Origin of the sequence: Rhizobium acaciae, assembly GCF_025941625.1 — a bacterium.
In the GTDB taxonomy this organism is placed as follows: Bacteria; Pseudomonadota; Alphaproteobacteria; order Rhizobiales; family Rhizobiaceae; genus Rhizobium; species Rhizobium acaciae.
Window position 1 is genome coordinate 79,435 of sequence record NZ_JAPCZO010000017.1, and the last position, 16,527, is coordinate 95,961.

Consider the following 16,527-nt stretch of genomic DNA (forward strand, 5'->3'; position numbering starts at 1 on the left):
TTGTCCTCATGAACGAAACAGGCCTTGGCCGACGACGGTATCGAAGCCGACGACACGGTCCAGCACGACGATCAGCAACGCGGTGACGGCAATCAGGACCACGGCCGCCGCAGCGATCGTCAGATCGAAAGCCGCGCGCATGTTGCTGACCAGCGTAACAGGCAATGTCGTTGCGGACGGATCGCTCAGAAAGAGACTGATCGATACGTCATCCATCGAAATTGCGAAGGCGAAGATCGCGCCGGTGACGACGCCGGTCCGCATGAGCGGCAGGGTAATGGTCCAGAAAGCCTGGCGCTCGGTGGCGCCGAGAACCATTGCGGCTTCCGTCAATCGTTGGTCGCTGCCGAGAAGGCTGGCGAGACTGGTCCTTATGCAATAGGGCAACGTCACGATCACGTGGCCGAGCAGCAGGCGCGCCATACCATTTGTGATACCGGCCTTGGAAAGGAAAAGCAGCAGGCCGAATCCAATGACAACAGGCGGGACGATGAGTGGCGAGAGAAAGGCCGAAGTCAGCGCTGCCTTTCCTGGAAAATTGCCCCGGGCAAGACCGACAGCCGCCGCAGTTCCAATCGTGACGGACAGAACCGTCGTGAGTACCGCCAAGATGAGGCTGGTGCGCAGGCTGGCAAGGATATCCGCCTGGGAGACCAGCCGTTCGAACCAGTGAAGCGACAGGGCAGGCGGCGGCATCGGGCCGAGGTAGGTCCTGGCGTCGAAAGCCATCACGCACGTTATCACCAACGGGATGGCGAGGAACGCCAATCCAAGGCCGATGACACCGTAGGCAAGAGAACCGGCGATCCGGTCTCCGGTTCGCGCTGCAAGAGACTGTATGCTCATCGGGAAATCCTCCGCGCCTGCGCAAACGTTATGACGGCGACGACCGCCAAGGCCACGGCAAGCATGACGAGCGAGATCGCCGCGCCGCTCGGATAGTTGGCGATATCGCTGAACCGGGTGTAGATGACGTTCGACATGAAAAGCACCCTGCCCCTCCCGAGCACCATGGGAATGACGAAGGCGCTGATCGCGAAAGTCAGCGACACAAGCGTGCTTGAGATCAGAGCCGGGAAGCTCAGGGGAAGCGTGATCGACAGATGGGCTTTCCATCCCGGCGCGCCGAGCGACTGGGCTGCATCGAGCAGACGCGGATCGATCGATTGCATCGCGCCAATCAGCGTTAGTGTTGCGACCGGTATGATCGAGTGAACCAGACCCGCAATAACGACGATATTAATATATTCGCGGCTGTTGGGAGAAAGGCCCAGTGTCAAGAGGAAGGGTCGGAAGATGCCGACCGACCCGAAGGTCAGTTCGATCGCATACGTCTTGATCAGGACGCTGGAAAGAACAAGCGTAATCAAAAAGCCGAGAGCGAGCGTGCGCATCCGCGGCGAAATGCGCCGCACGATGAAATAGGCCAGCGGGAATGCCACAAGCTGGCCGATGATCGCGGCAACTCCACCGATCCAGAAGGTCGTCAGCAGGACGCTTGCAAACGCCTGGTTTGCAAGCTCGTAATAGTTTTGGACCGTTGCCGCGGCATTTTCCACGGAGCCGACGCGCCCCGGCGTAAACTCCTTCAAGCTTTCGATTGCCAGGTTGATGAGCGGTGACAGAAAACCGAATGCGAACACCAGCAGGGCTGGCCCGAGCGTCAGGGCAGCATCTCGGCGATCCGGAAGTGAAATGGCAACGGGTTGCCGCCTTACCTTGGTCATGGTGGAACAGCCTTTTCCTCGCCCTTGCGGGCCATGAGAAAGGGAGATTGTCGAAGCCGCGCCCGCGCCTTCGACAACCTGCCGCGACACGCTTTAGAGCAACGGGGCGATGTCCTGCTCCCAGCGCTTGGACCAGGCATCCTGCTGTTCGAGAACGACATTGTAGTCCGGCACATAGACGAAGCTCGAAAACTCGTCAGACGTGAAGGACAGATGCTTGAGATTGTCGGGCGTGACCGCCTTGCTGTTCAACGGCGCTTCGCCAGCCACCTTGGAGTAGAGCGAATTCATGTCCGGGCTGATCGCGAAGTTGACGAAATCGAGCGTCGCCTTGGTGTTCGGTCTATTCTTCAGGACGCCGAAACCGCTCTGGTAGAGGAAGGCCTTGAAGTTGCTGTCCTTGGTGAAACGCGTAACCGGGAAGTTCTTCGCCACGGCCGCCCAGCCGGGCTCAGCGAAGAAGCCGACGGAGGTCTCGCCCGACGTCAGCGAATTGGTGAAATCGATATCGGTGATGGCGACGCGGCCGATATTGCCGGATTTCGCCAATTCCGTCATGAGCTTCCACCCGGGTTCCATATTCGTTTCACTGCCGCCGGCGTGAAGGGCGAGCGCGACGATTTGGAGCATCATGCTCTGTGTCGGGCCTGGCCAGCAGATCGCACCCTTAAGATCGGGGCTGAGCAGATCATCGATGGTCTTCACGGCGATCGGAGCCGTGTCCGTTCGCGCACCGAAATACATGCCGCCAACTGCGCGCGGGACCGCTTTGATATTGCCCTTGCCGTCACGAATGATGATTTTCTCGGGAATATTCGCAAGATTGGGAACATCGGCAGGATTGATGGTCTCGAGCCAATCCTCCTTCACCATGCTGTTGAATGAGCCTTCCCAACCGGCGACATAGTCGTAGTCGACATTCGGCCAGATGGCCTTGATCTTTGGAAGTATCGCGCCCGCGCCACCCTGGTGAAGAACCCAGTTGAATGTCGCTGCATTCTGGTCGGCGGCAATCTGCTTCATCGCTTCGACGACATCGCCGCCCCATTCGACGGCGGTCAGATTGCCGCTGCCGGCTGCGGCAGATCTCGCAAACCCGGTCATCGTGCCGGCAATGCCCGCGGCAGCGGCGGATCCTAGGAAGCGGCGGCGTGTCATATCGTGCAACATGGTAGTCCCCTTTGTTTTCGGCCCCTCTGCCGGACCGTTCGCATCGGAGACTGCTTGGAGGTTGCCAACCGCGGTAGTGGGAAAATTCTCGCCGGGTTATAAAGTTTTCTGAACATCCCAATGGACGCGCTACCCGCATCGCGGAGCCTCGGCGGATCCAAGCTATCAAGAATCGTTATATCCCCTCTCGAATTTTCGCGGTTCCAAGAGAAGCGTGCGGCGCTGATGATGATGGCAGCATCAATACCGTGGGAGCCTGCCTTGACCATTGACCGGGATTTTCTGGAGGATTTGAGAAAGCGCTTCGGCAGCGCTGCAGGCGGAGAGATGGAAGATCCGCACTTCCGCGCCGTGGCGGCGAGCGTATTCAAGGACGGCGACAGCCGCAAATGGCCCTTCGCCGATCCTGCGACCTTTCTGGACGCCCGTTTCATCGAGAACGGCTTGCGGCCCGAGGTGCTTGAGGCGCTTGACGTGGCTTTGATCGGCGTGCCGATGGACCTCGGCGTCACCAATCGCGCCGGCGCACGGCTGGGGCCGCGGGCCGTCCGGGCTGTCGAGCGTATCGGTCCCTACGAGCATGTTCTGCGTGTCGCGCCGATGGGAGGGCTAAAGGTCGCCGATGTCGGCGACGTGCCGATGCGCAGCCGGTTCGGCCTGGCCGAGTGCCATGCCGACATCGAGGCCTGCTACCGGATGATCGCGGCAACCGGGGTTATCCCGCTGTCGGTCGGCGGCGACCATTCGATCTCCGGCGCCATCCTCAAGGGCCTGGCAGCCGGCCAGCCGGTCGGCATGATCCACATCGACGCTCATTGCGACACCGCCGGTCCCTATGAGGGCTCGAAGTTCCATCACGGCGCGCCTTTCCGCGAGGCGGTTCTGGCGGGCGTGCTCGATCCGAAGCGTACGATCCAGATCGGCATCCGCGGCGGCGGCGAATATCTCTGGGAGTTCTCCTTTGCCTCCGGCATGACCGTCATTCACGCGGAAGAGGTGGCGGAGATGGGGCTCAAGGCGGTGATCGCAAAGGCTCTGGAGGTTGTCGGCACCGGTCCGACCTATCTCAGTTTCGACGTGGACAGCCTCGATCCGGCCTTCGCTCCGGGAACCGGCACGCCGGAAGTCGGCGGGCTTCAGCCGAGGGAGGCCCTGACCCTGCTGCGCGGCTTCAAAGGCATCAACCTCGTCGGCGGCGACGTCGTGGAAATCGCGCCGCAATACGACAACACCACCAACACCGCGCAGATCGCCGCCCAGGTCCTGTTCGAACTCCTGTGCCTCGCGACGTTCAGTCCCGCGGTCAGGACAAAGCTGACCTGAGAACCAGCTCCACAACGGCAGCGGGCATCGCGCCCGCTGCCATCCATCACCTGTCGCACAACACGTCTCAAAAAGGGGGAACGACATGACTGCTCTTATGAAATTGCGCTACACCGCCACCGCGGCAATTGCCGTATTCGGCATCCTGGCAGGGGCCGCGCAGGCCGACGAACTTGCCGATATCAAAGCCGCAGGCGAGATCAACATCGGCATCTTCTCCGATTTCCCGCCCTTCTCTTCGGCAAGCGCCGATATGAGCATCAAGGGCTATGACGTCGACGTCGCCCAGAAGATCGCCGACGGGCTCGGCGTGAAACTCAATCTGGTCAGCGTTACCGGCCAGAACAGGATCGCCTACCTGAACGACGACCGCGTCGACCTGCTGATGAGCGTCGGCTACTCGAAGGAGCGCGCCGAGGTTATCGATTTTGCCGCCCCGTACGCCCCTTACTATATCGCCGTCATCGGTCCGGCTGCGCTGAAGGTGAGCGGCAAGGAAGACCTCGCCGACAAGACCGTTGCCGTCAATCGTGGGACGCTCGAAGACACGTCGCTGACGGCCGTCGCCCCCGGCTCGGCTGCGATCCAGCGTTTCGAGAACTATAATTCGGTCATCCAGGCCTTCATATCCGGCCAGACCCAACTGATGGTCGTCGGCAACGATGTCGGCGCGCAGGTTCTGGCACGACAGGACGAGCTGAAGCCGGAGCAGAAATTCCAGCTCCTCAGCTCCCCCTCGCACATCGCGCTCCGCAAGGGCGAGGAAGGCCTGAAGAAGGTCGTCAACGACAACGTCGCCGCAATGATCTCCGATGGTTCGCTCGACGCAAGCTCGAAGAGCTGGCTGAAAGCGCCGCTCAACCCTGAAAACCTGAAGGACTGACGAGCACGGCCTCCCACTCACCAGAGCATGATGCCGAAAGCCGTAAGCGATTGCGGTGGCATCATGCTCCAATTCTTTGGTTGAGAGGCGGATCGGGATTTCGGGCCGACCCGGCCCGGATCATCCGGCTCCAAAGGACAAGCGATGAGATACAGCCTCGATTTCAATTGGCTTTGGGACGGAATGGGAGCTCTGGCTTATGGCGCAGGCACGACGCTTGCACTGACGGTCTCCACATCGGTCCTCGGGATCGTTCTCAGCATTCTCGGCGCAGCTGCGCGCCGGGGACCCTATCCATGGTTGCGCAAGGTCGTCGGCCTGTATGTGGAAATCATGCGCAATACGCCATTCCTGGTGCAGCTGTTCTTCATCTTCTTTGGCTTGCCTAGCCTCGGCATTCGGCTTGATCCAATCACTGCCGCCGTCCTTGCCATGACCCTCAACATGGCCGCCTACACGATCGAGGTGGTCGGGGCCGGGCTCGATGCCATACCGAGAGGCCAGAAAGAGGCGGCGCAGGCACTCGGCCTCAGGCCTCGGCTGGTGTTTTTCAAGATCATCCTGCCGCAGGCGATCGCCATCATCTTTCCGGCGCTAACGAGCCAGATCATCATCATGATGCTGGAATCGGCGGTGGTTTCGCAAATATCCGTCCGCGAGCTGGCGCAGGAGGCCGATCTGCTTCAGTCGCGCACCTTCCGCTCCTTCGAGACCTATCTGGTGGCGACGTTGATCTACCTTTCGATGTCCGCCGCACTTCGCCGGCTCTTTTTCGCCGGGAAGCGCCGTTTTCTGGGAGCCGGTCTGGCATGATTGAGTTCACCTTCTGGGACATTCTGCGCAATCTTGTCTTCGCGACACGCTGGACGCTGCTGCTTTCGCTCGCAGCCTTTGCCGGCGGCGCCATCGTTGGCCTGGCGATCTTGTCTGCGCGGATATCGAAAACACGCTGGCCGCGCAGCTTCGCGTCCGGCTACATTGCCCTGTTTCAGGGAACGCCGCTCCTCATGCAGCTCTTTTTGATGTTCTTCGGCCTGCCGATGCTCGGCTTCCGGATCGAGTCATGGACCGCCGCCGTCTGCGGCCTGACGTTCTACGCCAGCGCTTATCTTGCCGAAATCTGGCGGAGCGGCGTCGAGGCTGTGCCGCGCGGGCAATGGGACGCCGCAGCCAGCCTGGGCTTGCATCGTCTCCTCGAACTTCGTCTTGTCATCTTGCCGCAGGCTTTCCGGATCACCCGCGCGCCGACGGTCGGGTTCTTGGTCCAGTTGATCAAGAGCACCGCACTGGCCTCGATCCTCGGCTTCGACGAACTGCTGAAAACCGCGAACGCCATCAACAACGCGACCTTCGAACCTTTCAAGGTCTACGGTCTCGTCGCGGTGATCTTCTTCGCCCTGTGCTATCCGCTGACGCAATACGCCAGATTTCTGGAGAAGAAAGCGGCGTTTGGCTGAGCGGCGACGCGGCTCTCGTTCAATCACAGAGAATTCGCCTTATCCAGCAGTCAGAACTTACTGAGAGATCGCTTCAATGACCGACACACAAATCCGTATTCTCGATGCCCGGACAACGGGCGAGCTTCTCCCTTTCGGCGCGCTGGTCGCGACCCTGCGGCAAGCATTTGCCGAAGGCTGTGTCGTGCCGGTACGGCATCACCACACGATAGCCAATAGCGGCGAGCCGGATGCGACGCTGCTTCTGATGCCTGCCTGGCATGAAACGCAGCGGTCGGAGCGCTTCCTTGGCATCAAGATCGTCACCGTCTTTCCCGGCAACACGCTGCGCGGCATTCCCGGTTTGACCTCGACTTATATGCTCTACGATGGCCGGACCGGGATGCAGCTTGCGCTCCTTGACGGAAACACGATCACCACGCGCCGCACGGTAGCGGCATCGGCCCTTGCCGCGGACTATCTTGCTCGAAAGGACGCACGCCGTCTGCTGGTGATCGGCGCAGGCCGCGTCGCGAGCCTCATACCCGATACCTACCGCGCCGTCCGGCCGATCGCGCGTGTCGATATCTGGGATATCGATCCCGCCAATGCGGAACGGCTGGCGCAGAGCCTTCGGCAACAGGGGCTCCAGGCCACTGCCGTCACTGATCTGGAAGCAGCAGTGCGGCAGGCCGATATCGTCAGCGCGGCGACGCTGGCGACAGCACCGCTTATCCGCGGCGAATGGCTGCGGCCGGGCACCCATGTCGATCTGATCGGCGGCTTCACACCGGCGATGCGCGAGGCCGATGACGAGGCGCTTCGGCGTTCCTCGGTCTATATCGACACCCACGAAGCCCTTCACGAAGCAGGCGATCTGGTTCAGCCGATCAGGGGTGGCGTCATTGCTGCAGATGCGGTGCGTGCGACACTTGACGAGCTGTGTCGCCGGGATGTTCCAGCGCGGACGTCCAACGATGAGATCACTCTCTACAAGGCCGTCGGAACGGCGTTGGCCGATCTTGCCGCCGCGACAATGGTGTATGAAGCCGTTTTGATCGCCGGCTGACGTCTTTGGGGCGAAGGGGAAGCAACGGGCCGGCGCTGATATTCGTGCGGTATAACGCTTGGTGTGCCATAGTCGGGGAAGCCCCTTGTGCAATCCGATATAGACCCACAGTGATTACAAATCCGCCGCGCATCGAAATACAGCAACTGGCCCATTTCGTGCTGGCCTGCCAGAGCCCGACGCTGGCAGAGACCGCGCGCGAGCTTGGGATTGCTCCTTCGGCGCTGACATCAAGTCTGCGTACTTTGGAAAATGAACTTCAACTCAAGCTCTTCATTCGGAAAAGCGGTCACCTCAGCCCTTCACCGGCAGCCTTCTGGCTGTTTCAGCAGGCAACGGCCATCCTTCATCGCGAAAGGTTCGTGCGTCGGATGCGGAACGGGGGCACGGGCCCCCTTCGCATCGATATTCGTCTCGATCTCAGTTTCTCCATCGGCCGGTTTTCGAAGGCGATCGGACGTACCGTCGAAGATATGGAACGCCAGCGGCCCGACCTGCTGATCGACGTGATGTTTGCAGACATGCGAGAAAAATCCCTTGTTGATGACGGAGCCGCGGAAATCCCGGGCAACGCGGGTTCGATGGAGATCGAAGTCGGCTATATGACCAGCGTGCCATCGGCGAAGCTGCCTGCGATGACGCCCTTTTACGATGAGGTCTGGTTTTCCGTCGGAACGGCGGAGGCCGCGGTTGATCTTCGCTCCCCCAATCAGAAATTTGTCGTTTTGAAAATGCGTCAGGCACTTCGCGATGCCGTCACCCGATATGCGGACGAGCATGGCATCCGCGACCGCATGATCCTGATGGATGAGGAGCCGGCAGACCTTCATCGGCTGCTCAACGAGTTTCCGCAAATGCGATTCCTGATGCCCCGCAGTATGGTCGCCGACCGGCTCGGACTTGCGCGCCTGCATCTGGAGCCCCTCGATCCGCCGTTGTCGAGCCCCTTGGGCGTGCGCGCAAACTGGCCGGACCAGGAGGTCGTGTCCGCCCTGCTTTGTAACCTCAAGAAAAATCTGGAGGCAACGGAGGCCAATATCGTCTTCCGGCCGCAGTTGACGGCACGTCAATTGCACTACTTCAACCTTGCGCATCTCAGCGGAGGTATTTCGGCGGCGGCGCGCGCGGCGCATATCACGCAACCTTCCGTTTCGACGCAGATTCAGAAGATCGAGGCAGTTGTCGGGCAACCCCTGTTCGAACGGCGGCGCAACGGTGCCGAGAGCACGAAGGCCGGCAAGGCATTGCTTCCCTTCACCCTGGAGATCGAGGAGCGCATCGATAACCTCCTTCGGGCCAGTCTGGATATTGCCGCCCACACACAGGCGACCATCTCGATCGGCATGCTGCCGAGTTCGGGGCATGACAGCGTCATGACGGACAAGGTGGCGCAGGCACTTACGGCAACCCGCCTTGGCCATCCCGAATACCGGCTGAGAATCATCGAAGGTTCCAACGCTGTGCTTCACGACCAGGTACGTGCGGGAGAGCTCAATCTGGCCATTGTCGGTGCCGTCCAGACGCAGATGACCCGGATCCATCTCGGGCCGAGCGAGCGCCTGTCGGTCGTTGCCAATCCGGCCTTGGACCTTGCCGGTCGCACGGAGATTCCACTGGCCGAAGTTTGCGGATTTCCGCTGGTTCTCGGAATCAAGCATCTCAGCATCCATCAGGCGTTCATGGCAGCCGCCAGTGCGCGTCATCTGCGTGTCGAGCCGGTCATGGACGTCGGTTCCCTGCCATTGGCCATCGCCATGGTCCGCCGTTTGCCGGTCTGTACGGTTCTGCCGGTGTCCTCGGTCCAGCAGGATATCGACAGCGGGCGCCTCACCGCGGCGCCGATTACGGAAGACGTCATCGCCGGAAACCTCTCGGTGATTTTCTCCGGCGAAAGGACGCTGTCCGAGGCCGAGCGGACGATGATCCAGTCACTCGCTGCCGTCTTCGGCCGACAGGCGTGATCTAAAAAACATATCGTATCGAATCGCGCTCATGCACCGAGCATTCTGATTTTCCTATCCTCCAATTCATGATTTTCGAGCTACCCAGCCTCTGGCCTGCGGCTGATACTTGCCGCATCAAAACAGCCCTCGGAAATGACTTTCACAGGATTGCCGGATGAATGATCACGCTGATCCGCTTGAAAACAAGGCCATGACATCCGGGACGACCGGCGCTGCAATGCCACGCGGCGAAAGCGATCAGTCGTGTCGGGGCATTCTTCAGGAGCTCGACCGTCGCGGTCGGCTGCTGGTGATTTCGGAGGAAGTCGACCCGATCCACGACGTATCGGCCATTCTTTCCATCGTCGATGAAAAGGCCGCGGTGCGGCTCGACTGCATCAAAGGTCACGACATGCCGATCTTCGGCAACATCCTGTCGGATCTCGATCGTGTCGCCCTGGCGCTTGGCGTCGCGAAAAGCGATATCCAGGAAAAGCTGCTGTCCTCGATCGCGTCTCCGGTGCCGCCGGTCTTCGTGGACGATGCGCCGGTACAGCAACAGCTATTCCAGGACGATATCCTGACCCGGCTTCCAGTCCCGACATTCTTTTCCAAGGAGACCGGTCCCTACATTACCGCGGGTCTGATCGTGGCGCGCGACCCTGAAACGGGCCTGGGCAACGCGTCCTATGCCCGTATCAAGGTGCTTGGTCCGAACGAGGCGATGATCGGAATTGCACCGAACCATCATCTCGCCATCATGGCCCGCAAGGCGGGCGCCAGAGGCGAGCCGCTCCCCTTCGCCGTCGTCCTCGGCGCGCATCCAGCCATTCAGCTTGCCGCCTGCTTCTATCTGGGGCTTGGTGACGATGAAATGCACTGCGCCGGATCGCTGCTCGGCGAGCCGGTGCGGCTTGTCCGCTGCAAGTCGATCGATCTTGCCGTGCCTGCAGAGGCGGAGATCGTGCTCGAAGGTCATATTCATATCGACGAGCCGATCCTCGAAGGGTTGGTCTCGGAATATCACGGCATGTACGAGGATTACGGTTCCGGGGTGCGCGTCAGATTTGAATGCATGACTTGCCGCTCCGATGCGATGTTGCAGGTGATCGAGCCCGGTTACCACATGGAGCACCTCTATCTCGGCGCGGTGCCGATCGCTGCCAGCCTCAAGGCTGTCATCCGGCGGTCCGTTCTCAATGTCGGCGAGGTTGCCGTCACCGCATCAGGCAGCGGACGGAACAACGTGGTCGTGCAGATCGATGCGCCCCGCCCGGGACAGGCACGCCGCATCATGTCGATCTGCTGGGGTGCGGTCAGCATCGTCAAGAACATCACGATCGTCGACAGCGATGTCGACCCTTGGGATCTCGGTGCCGTCGAATTGGCAAAGATGACCCGCATGCGCGCCGAGCGCGACATTCTCATCGTCTCTGACCTTCCGGCAGATCGGTCCGAGCCTCAGGAAGACGGCGGCGTGATCGCCAAGGTCGGTTACGACGCCACGATGAAGGCAGGCGATCGAAGGGAAGGGTTCGACAAGGCGCTTCCGCCGCCGGATTCCTACGAACGGATGCGCCAGCTGCTGTTGCGCGTCAAGCCGGAGATGCTGATTTGAGGCGATTGATCATTGGCATATCAGGGGCTTCCGGCGCAATCTACGGACTGCGTGCGCTGGAGATGCTCCGGGATTTCGACGATGTCGAGACGCATCTCGTCATATCGCCCTCGGCGATCCGCACGGCACTGGCCGAAGGGACGGGAAAGACCGCGGACGAAATCCGTGGCCTCGCCGACCGGGTCTACAGCCACGGGGATATCGGCGCCTCGATCGCCTCCGGCTCCTTCCGGTGCGACGGAATGCTGGTTGCGCCATGCTCGATCAAGACGCTGAGCGGGATCGCGCATTGTTATGCGGACGATCTGATCGTGCGCGCCGCCGATGTCTGTCTGAAGGAACGCCGCCGGCTGGTGCTGATGGTGCGGGAAACGCCGTTGCATGCGGGCCATATCGCGCTGATGGACCAGGCAACACGCAACGGCGCCGTCATCATGCCGCCGGTGCCGAGCTTTTACACGCTGCCGAAATCAATCGCCGAAATGGTCGACCAGACCGTGGGGCGTGCGCTGGATCAATTCGGGCTTCATCATCCGACGGTCCGGCGCTGGACGGAGGATCATAACGACTGAGCCATGAAGAGCAGCGCTGAAAGCTGCCGGGCCATCATGTCAACCGCATGCAAAACAACGACGCACAATCACTCCCCCAGGGGAACTCAAAAAAAAGGAGATAGAGTGATGTTGTCAGACAATCGTTCCAGAAGGTTGCAGAGCCTGTTCATGCGCGGCGGCGCCGCGTTGCTGTTGTCGCTGATGGCGGCCGCACCCGTGATGCTCGCCGCGTCTCACGCGGGTGCGCAAACGGAAAAACCCGTCAGCGGCGGCGCGATGATCATCATCAACGGTTCGGACATCAAGAGCTGGGATCCGGCGATCACCGCCGGCACCTATCCCGGCGGCCCGATGGATGTGCTCGACGCCGTCTACGGCTTTATCGTCTACGTCAACGACAAGGGCGTCGTGACCGGCGGCATGGCCGAAAGCCTGACCAGCACAGACGCGGTGACCTGGACCTTGAAGCTTCGCAAGGACATCAAGTTCACGGACGGGACGCCCTATGATGCGGAAGCCGTCAAATACAATTGGGACCGCGCCGCCGATCCGGCCACGCTTTCACCGGCGCAGCCGTTCATATCCTCATGGAACAAGGCGATCACCGTCGTCGATCCGCAGACGCTGACGATCAAGCTGTCCTCCCCGAACGCCAATTTCGCAGCCCAGGTCGCCGAGCTGTGCCCCTTCATCGCCTCGCCGGCAGCATTGAAGGCCGCCAAGGAAAAAACCGACATCAAGCCGGTGGGCGCCGGCGCCTTTACGCTGACCGAGTGGAACCAGGGCATATCGATGACCATGGCCCGCAATCCGGGTTATTGGGATCAGCCGCGCCCCTATCTGGATACGATCAAGTTCGCGATCATTCCTGAAACCAACAGCCGCATCGCCACCGTCGTGCAGGGCGGCGCAACGATGATGGCCGGTTATCCCTATCAGTTCGGCTCGAACGCAACGGCGCCGGGGGTTGCGACCCGCGAGATCCCGATCCGCGGCATCAACCGCGCCTATCTCAACCAGGCCAAGGGTATCTTCACGGATGTTCGCGCCCGCGAGGCCTTCTATTCCGCCATCGACCGCGCGCGGCTGATGCAGGCCTTCACGCAGATGCCCGGATACAAGGCACCCAGCAATTACTTTGGAGAGAATTCGCCCTATTTCGACAGCGCTTCATCTCTTCCGGCCTATGATCCGAAGAAGGCGCAGGAACTGTTCGATGCTCTGAAGGCGGACGGCAAGCCATTCTCGATCAAGATCGTCACCTATACCAACTCGGACCTGAAGCGCCTTGCCGCCTACATCCAGCAGGTGCTGACCGGCTATGAAGGCGCCTCGGCTGAGATCGTCGAGGTCGACCAGGCCTCGCTGATCCAGCGATGCAAGACGCAGCTCGACTTCGACATCTGCGTCGAAGGGGGGGTGCTGGTGTCGAACGGTGCCGAGCCGAACATTTCCAATCTGCTGAGTTCCGGCGGTGCTTTCAACTGGGGACAGTACAAGAGCGCCGAGATGGACGCTGCATTGAAGGAAGCCAGCTCCACCGTCGACCCTGCCGCTGTCAAAGCCGCCTATGTCAAGGTTCAGAAGCTCGTTGCAACCGAAATGCCGCTTTACATCTTCGGGGAACAGACGCGCTCGCTGCTGCTGCGCAACAATACCGGCGGCGTCGTTCCCTCGAACGGCGGCATCCTGCAAAAGCAGTTCCTCTACGTCTGCACGGATGCCTGCCAGAAATAGCAGGTTCCAGATCACGACGCGCAGGCTCGCCCGGAAGATCCGGGCGGGCAGCGAAGGGCCGGTCGATGGGCTGGACGACCCGGTACACGCCAGAGACGTTAAGACGACAGAATGAGCCCTGCGATGCGGGGCGATCGGAAAAGGTGGATGACGATGATCGGCAATCGCGAGAAGGTGAAGTTTCGGGACCTGGTTTCCCGCAAGCAGGTGTTCACGCCCTGCGTCTGGGATTGCTACTCCGCCAAGGCGGCGGAAATGGCCGGCTTCGAGGCGATCCTGCTCAGCGGCGCCTCACTGGGATTCAGCATGTCCGGCGTGCCGGATCTTGGCCTGCACAATCAGGAGGAACTGGTCTACGCGACCGACCGCATCGCCGACTACTCGCCTCTGCCGCTGGTCATCGATGCCGATGACGGCTTCGGCGATGTCGTCCAGACCTTCCGCACCTGTTATCGTCTCGCCAAAGCCGGCGCCGGAGCGATCCTGATCGAGGATACGCCCAATGAACGCGGCTATGCGCGGTTCGGCCGCGCCATGGAGGCAGCGACGCTTGCCGGCAAGGTCGATGGCAACGTGCCGCATGAGGTCGTCTCGCAGGAGCTCTGGCTCGCCAAGATCAAGGCCTCGATCGAAGCCTGTCAAGGCAGCGATTGCGTGGTGATAGCGCGCACCGAATCCAAGCTCGAAAAGGGGCTGGACGACGCTATCGAGCGCTGCGTGCGCGCCGCGGCACTCGGCGCTGAAATGACCTATGTGCACGGCCTGCGCACGTTGGAGGAATGCCGGAAGGTGGCCAAGGAATTGCCCGGCTGGAAGATGTTCGGCGATGTCGCGACCGTCAACGGCGTGCCCTTCGTGCGGCTTGAAGAAATCGAGGCGCTCGGCTTCAACCTGGTGACCATGCATTATCTCGAGAAGGGATCGATGTATGGCATGATGGATTACGGTCGGCACGTCTTCAAGGACCGCAGCACGCGTTACGCGGACGAGCACAGCATGGGCGGCATGACGCCTGCCGAGCAGAAAGCCTCGCTGGAGCGGGACAGTGGCTGGCTCGATGCCGAGGACAGATGGAAGGCGCTCTGATCCCGGAGACCGGCCGCTCTGCCGCCTCGTTTCCCGAAATTACGATGCCGGTTCTCTCCGGCATCGGACGTTCCACCTGATACGGAGTTCGATCGTTGCGAATTGCCAAGCTCTCCTATCTGAAAGCGGTCGGCGTCCGGCTTCTGGCCGGCATTCCGGTCTTCCTGCTGGTGACGTTCTCGGCGACGGCTCTGTCGAGCCTGATGCCGGGGTCGGCCGCGCAGCTAATCCTTGGAGAGAACGCGACGCAGGCGCAGATCGATGCGCTGAACAGCCGTTACGGTTACGATCTGCCGGTCTGGGAACGTTATCTCGGCTGGCTCGGACGGCTTCTGCAGGGAGATCTCGGGCAGACCATGTTCAGCCAGCAGTCGGTGGCAAAGCTGCTGGTCGACCGGGCGGCGGTGACGTTCGAGATCGCGTTGCTTGCGATGTTCGTCTCGCTTCTGATCGGCGTGCCGCTGGCCATGTACACCGCCAGCCGTCCGGGCGGCATCCTCGATACGGTGCTGAGGGCAGTGTCCTCGGTCATGCTGTCGATCCCGACTTTCGTCATCGTGGTTCTGCTCGGTTTCGTCTTCGCGATCGTGCTGCGCTGGCTGCCGGCGACCGGCTGGGTTACCTTCAGCGACGATCCGATCGGCAATCTCTACTACGTCGCCTTGCCAGTCATGTGCCTCAGCGTGCACCAGGCAGCCTATTTCTACAGGGTGAGCCGCAGCGAATTCGTCGCGATCCTCCAGGAGGACTATGTCCTCGTTGCCAGGGCCAAGGGCCTGCCGACGCGCTATATCCTGATGCGCCACGTGCTGCGCCCGGCCTCTCCCCAGGTGCTGACGGTGATGGGCCTGTCGATGACCTATCTGCTCGGCGGTTCCTTCATCGTCGAGAGCTATTTCGCGGTGCCCGGCATCGGCTGGACCGTTCTCAACGCGGTGAGCAGCCACGACCTGCCCGTCATGCAGGCCATTCTGTCGCTGACGGTGGTGATCTTCGTCGTGATCTTCATCCTGGTCGATCTCGGTTACGCGCTTATCGATCCGCGGGTGGACGTGTCATGAGCCGCCTCCAGCCCACACAAACGGACCTCGTGCCCGGCGAAGCGGTCGCATTGGCGGAGACGTTGAATGCCGCGATGCCGAAGACCGCGCGTTTCCGCATGCCGAGCGGCCATCCGATGGAATGGTTCGCCTTCGTGTTCCTGGCAGTCCTGATCATCTCCTCGGTTTTCGTGGAGTTCATTCCGGGTCTCGTTCGGGCAAGCTTCCCCTATGGCGATTTCTCGCAAGGCCCGGAATGGAGCCTGAACGGCCTGTTCGGAACCGATGCGCTTGGGCGCAGCATCCTGTCCCGCGTGCTCTACGGTGCACGAACGACGCTCGCCATCGTCTCGGTCGCGACGCTGATCTCGCTGGTGATCGGCATGATCCTCGGAATGCTGGCCGGCTTCTATCGCGGCCCGGTCGAGCGGATCGTCGATCTCTATGCCAATTCCATGGCGTCGCTTCCGCCGATCCTCGTCATCCTGGCGCTGATATCGGTGACCGGAAATTCGGTTTTCACGATGATGCTGGCGCTTGGCCTGCTCGACATCGGAACCTATGCACGCATCGCCAAAGGCGGCGTGATTGCTCAGAACGATCGTGATTACGTGTTGGCAGCACGCGCCATGGGCGCGTCGGACATGCGGCTTCTGCTGCGCGAGATCCTGCCCAATCTCGTTCCGGCGTTGACGGCCATCGTTCCGCCGCTGATGGCGGGGCTGATCATCACCGAGGGGTCGCTGAGCTTTCTCGGCTACGGCATTCCGGCGCCGGCGCCGAGCTGGGGCGGGATGATCGCCAGCTCGACCGACCTGCTCAGCCGCTTTCCACTGCTGATCTTCGGACCAATCGTCGCCATCGTTCTAACAGTTTACTCGCTCAACACGGTCGGGGATTGTCTGGCCCGTCGCATGAACCATCGCGGCAGGGAACTCTGA

At 61.1% G+C, this 16,527-nt stretch carries 15 protein-coding genes; 12 read left to right on the top strand and 3 right to left on the bottom strand.

Annotated elements, in window-relative coordinates:
• Positions 1-6 precede the first annotated feature (6 nt).
• The 3 genes from OLZ32_RS25420 to OLZ32_RS25430 all read right to left on the bottom strand — a co-directional run bounded on the left by OLZ32_RS25420 (position 7) and on the right by OLZ32_RS25430 (position 2,897).
• A complete protein-coding gene (locus OLZ32_RS25420; RefSeq protein ID WP_003543542.1) occupies positions 7-846 on the bottom strand; it encodes an ABC transporter permease in 840 nt (279 codons plus the stop codon).
• Complete coding sequence (locus tag OLZ32_RS25425; protein WP_264423404.1) at positions 843-1,727, bottom strand: ABC transporter permease; 885 nt, start codon at positions 1,725-1,727, stop codon at positions 843-845. Before OLZ32_RS25425 ends, OLZ32_RS25420 begins: the two co-directional genes overlap by 4 nt.
• A 93-nt stretch (positions 1,728-1,820) precedes the next feature.
• Positions 1,821-2,897 carry an extracellular solute-binding protein gene (locus OLZ32_RS25430; RefSeq protein ID WP_264423406.1) on the bottom strand — a complete coding sequence of 359 codons (1,077 nt, stop codon included), beginning with the start codon at positions 2,895-2,897 and terminating at the stop codon, positions 1,821-1,823.
• 261 nt (positions 2,898-3,158) lie between these two features.
• Here OLZ32_RS25430 and speB point away from each other — a divergent pair, with 261 nt between their 5' ends.
• The 12 genes from speB to OLZ32_RS25490 all read left to right on the top strand — a co-directional run bounded on the left by speB (position 3,159) and on the right by OLZ32_RS25490 (position 16,527).
• On the top strand, positions 3,159-4,220 hold the full coding sequence (gene speB / locus OLZ32_RS25435) for an agmatinase (RefSeq protein WP_264396342.1): 1,062 nt from the start codon (positions 3,159-3,161) through the stop codon (positions 4,218-4,220).
• A gap of 85 nt (positions 4,221-4,305) precedes the next feature.
• Positions 4,306-5,103 (top strand): transporter substrate-binding domain-containing protein, encoded by a 798-nt coding sequence (locus OLZ32_RS25440; protein WP_003543549.1) that lies wholly within the window; start codon positions 4,306-4,308, stop codon positions 5,101-5,103.
• Between the two features lie 144 nt (positions 5,104-5,247).
• The gene (locus tag OLZ32_RS25445; RefSeq protein ID WP_003543551.1) at positions 5,248-5,916 is read left to right on the top strand and encodes an amino acid ABC transporter permease; all 669 of its coding nucleotides are present in this window, start codon (positions 5,248-5,250) and stop codon (positions 5,914-5,916) included.
• Entirely contained in the window at positions 5,913-6,560 is a 648-nt protein-coding gene (locus OLZ32_RS25450) for an amino acid ABC transporter permease (protein ID WP_017989676.1), read from the top strand. Before OLZ32_RS25445 ends, OLZ32_RS25450 begins: the two co-directional genes overlap by 4 nt.
• Positions 6,561-6,636: 76 nt before the next feature.
• The gene (locus OLZ32_RS25455; protein WP_264423410.1) at positions 6,637-7,608 is read left to right on the top strand and encodes an ornithine cyclodeaminase family protein; all 972 of its coding nucleotides are present in this window, start codon (positions 6,637-6,639) and stop codon (positions 7,606-7,608) included.
• Positions 7,609-7,718: 110 nt separating this feature from the next.
• Positions 7,719-9,569 (top strand): LysR family transcriptional regulator, encoded by a 1,851-nt coding sequence (locus OLZ32_RS25460; RefSeq protein ID WP_264423412.1) that lies wholly within the window; start codon positions 7,719-7,721, stop codon positions 9,567-9,569.
• Positions 9,570-9,726: 157 nt separating this feature from the next.
• Positions 9,727-11,169, top strand: coding sequence for a UbiD family decarboxylase (locus OLZ32_RS25465; protein WP_264423414.1), 1,443 nt, complete (start codon positions 9,727-9,729; stop codon positions 11,167-11,169).
• Positions 11,166-11,741 (top strand): UbiX family flavin prenyltransferase, encoded by a 576-nt coding sequence (locus tag OLZ32_RS25470; RefSeq protein ID WP_003543560.1) that lies wholly within the window; start codon positions 11,166-11,168, stop codon positions 11,739-11,741. Before OLZ32_RS25465 ends, OLZ32_RS25470 begins: the two co-directional genes overlap by 4 nt.
• 108 nt (positions 11,742-11,849) lie before the next feature.
• A complete protein-coding gene (locus tag OLZ32_RS25475) occupies positions 11,850-13,460 on the top strand; it encodes an ABC transporter substrate-binding protein (RefSeq protein ID WP_264423417.1) in 1,611 nt (536 codons plus the stop codon).
• Positions 13,461-13,607: 147 nt separating this feature from the next.
• Positions 13,608-14,546 (top strand): isocitrate lyase/PEP mutase family protein, encoded by a 939-nt coding sequence (locus OLZ32_RS25480; protein ID WP_017989680.1) that lies wholly within the window; start codon positions 13,608-13,610, stop codon positions 14,544-14,546.
• Between the two features lie 95 nt (positions 14,547-14,641).
• A complete protein-coding gene (locus OLZ32_RS25485; protein ID WP_003543568.1) occupies positions 14,642-15,607 on the top strand; it encodes an ABC transporter permease in 966 nt (321 codons plus the stop codon).
• The gene (locus tag OLZ32_RS25490) at positions 15,604-16,527 is read left to right on the top strand and encodes an ABC transporter permease (protein ID WP_017989682.1); all 924 of its coding nucleotides are present in this window, start codon (positions 15,604-15,606) and stop codon (positions 16,525-16,527) included. The genes OLZ32_RS25485 and OLZ32_RS25490 overlap by 4 nt, the downstream gene beginning before the upstream one ends.

Bases quoted from the DNA above. Each gene is read 5' to 3' on its own strand.
- OLZ32_RS25465 (WP_264423414.1), top strand. From the start codon at position 9,727: ATGAATGATCACGCTGATCCGCTTGAAAACAAGGCCATGACATCCGGG.
- OLZ32_RS25455 (WP_264423410.1), top strand. From the start codon at position 6,637: ATGACCGACACACAAATCCGTATTCTCGATGCCCGGACAACGGGCGAG.
- OLZ32_RS25430 (WP_264423406.1), bottom strand. From the start codon at position 2,897: ATGTTGCACGATATGACACGCCGCCGCTTCCTAGGATCCGCCGCTGCC.
- OLZ32_RS25425 (WP_264423404.1), bottom strand. From the start codon at position 1,727: ATGACCAAGGTAAGGCGGCAACCCGTTGCCATTTCACTTCCGGATCGC.
- OLZ32_RS25490 (WP_017989682.1), top strand. From the start codon at position 15,604: ATGAGCCGCCTCCAGCCCACACAAACGGACCTCGTGCCCGGCGAAGCG.
- OLZ32_RS25440 (WP_003543549.1), top strand. From the start codon at position 4,306: ATGACTGCTCTTATGAAATTGCGCTACACCGCCACCGCGGCAATTGCC.
- OLZ32_RS25480 (WP_017989680.1), top strand. From the start codon at position 13,608: ATGACGATGATCGGCAATCGCGAGAAGGTGAAGTTTCGGGACCTGGTT.
- OLZ32_RS25420 (WP_003543542.1), bottom strand. From the start codon at position 846: ATGAGCATACAGTCTCTTGCAGCGCGAACCGGAGACCGGATCGCCGGT.
- OLZ32_RS25475 (WP_264423417.1), top strand. From the start codon at position 11,850: ATGTTGTCAGACAATCGTTCCAGAAGGTTGCAGAGCCTGTTCATGCGC.
- OLZ32_RS25450 (WP_017989676.1), top strand. From the start codon at position 5,913: ATGATTGAGTTCACCTTCTGGGACATTCTGCGCAATCTTGTCTTCGCG.
- OLZ32_RS25445 (WP_003543551.1), top strand. From the start codon at position 5,248: ATGAGATACAGCCTCGATTTCAATTGGCTTTGGGACGGAATGGGAGCT.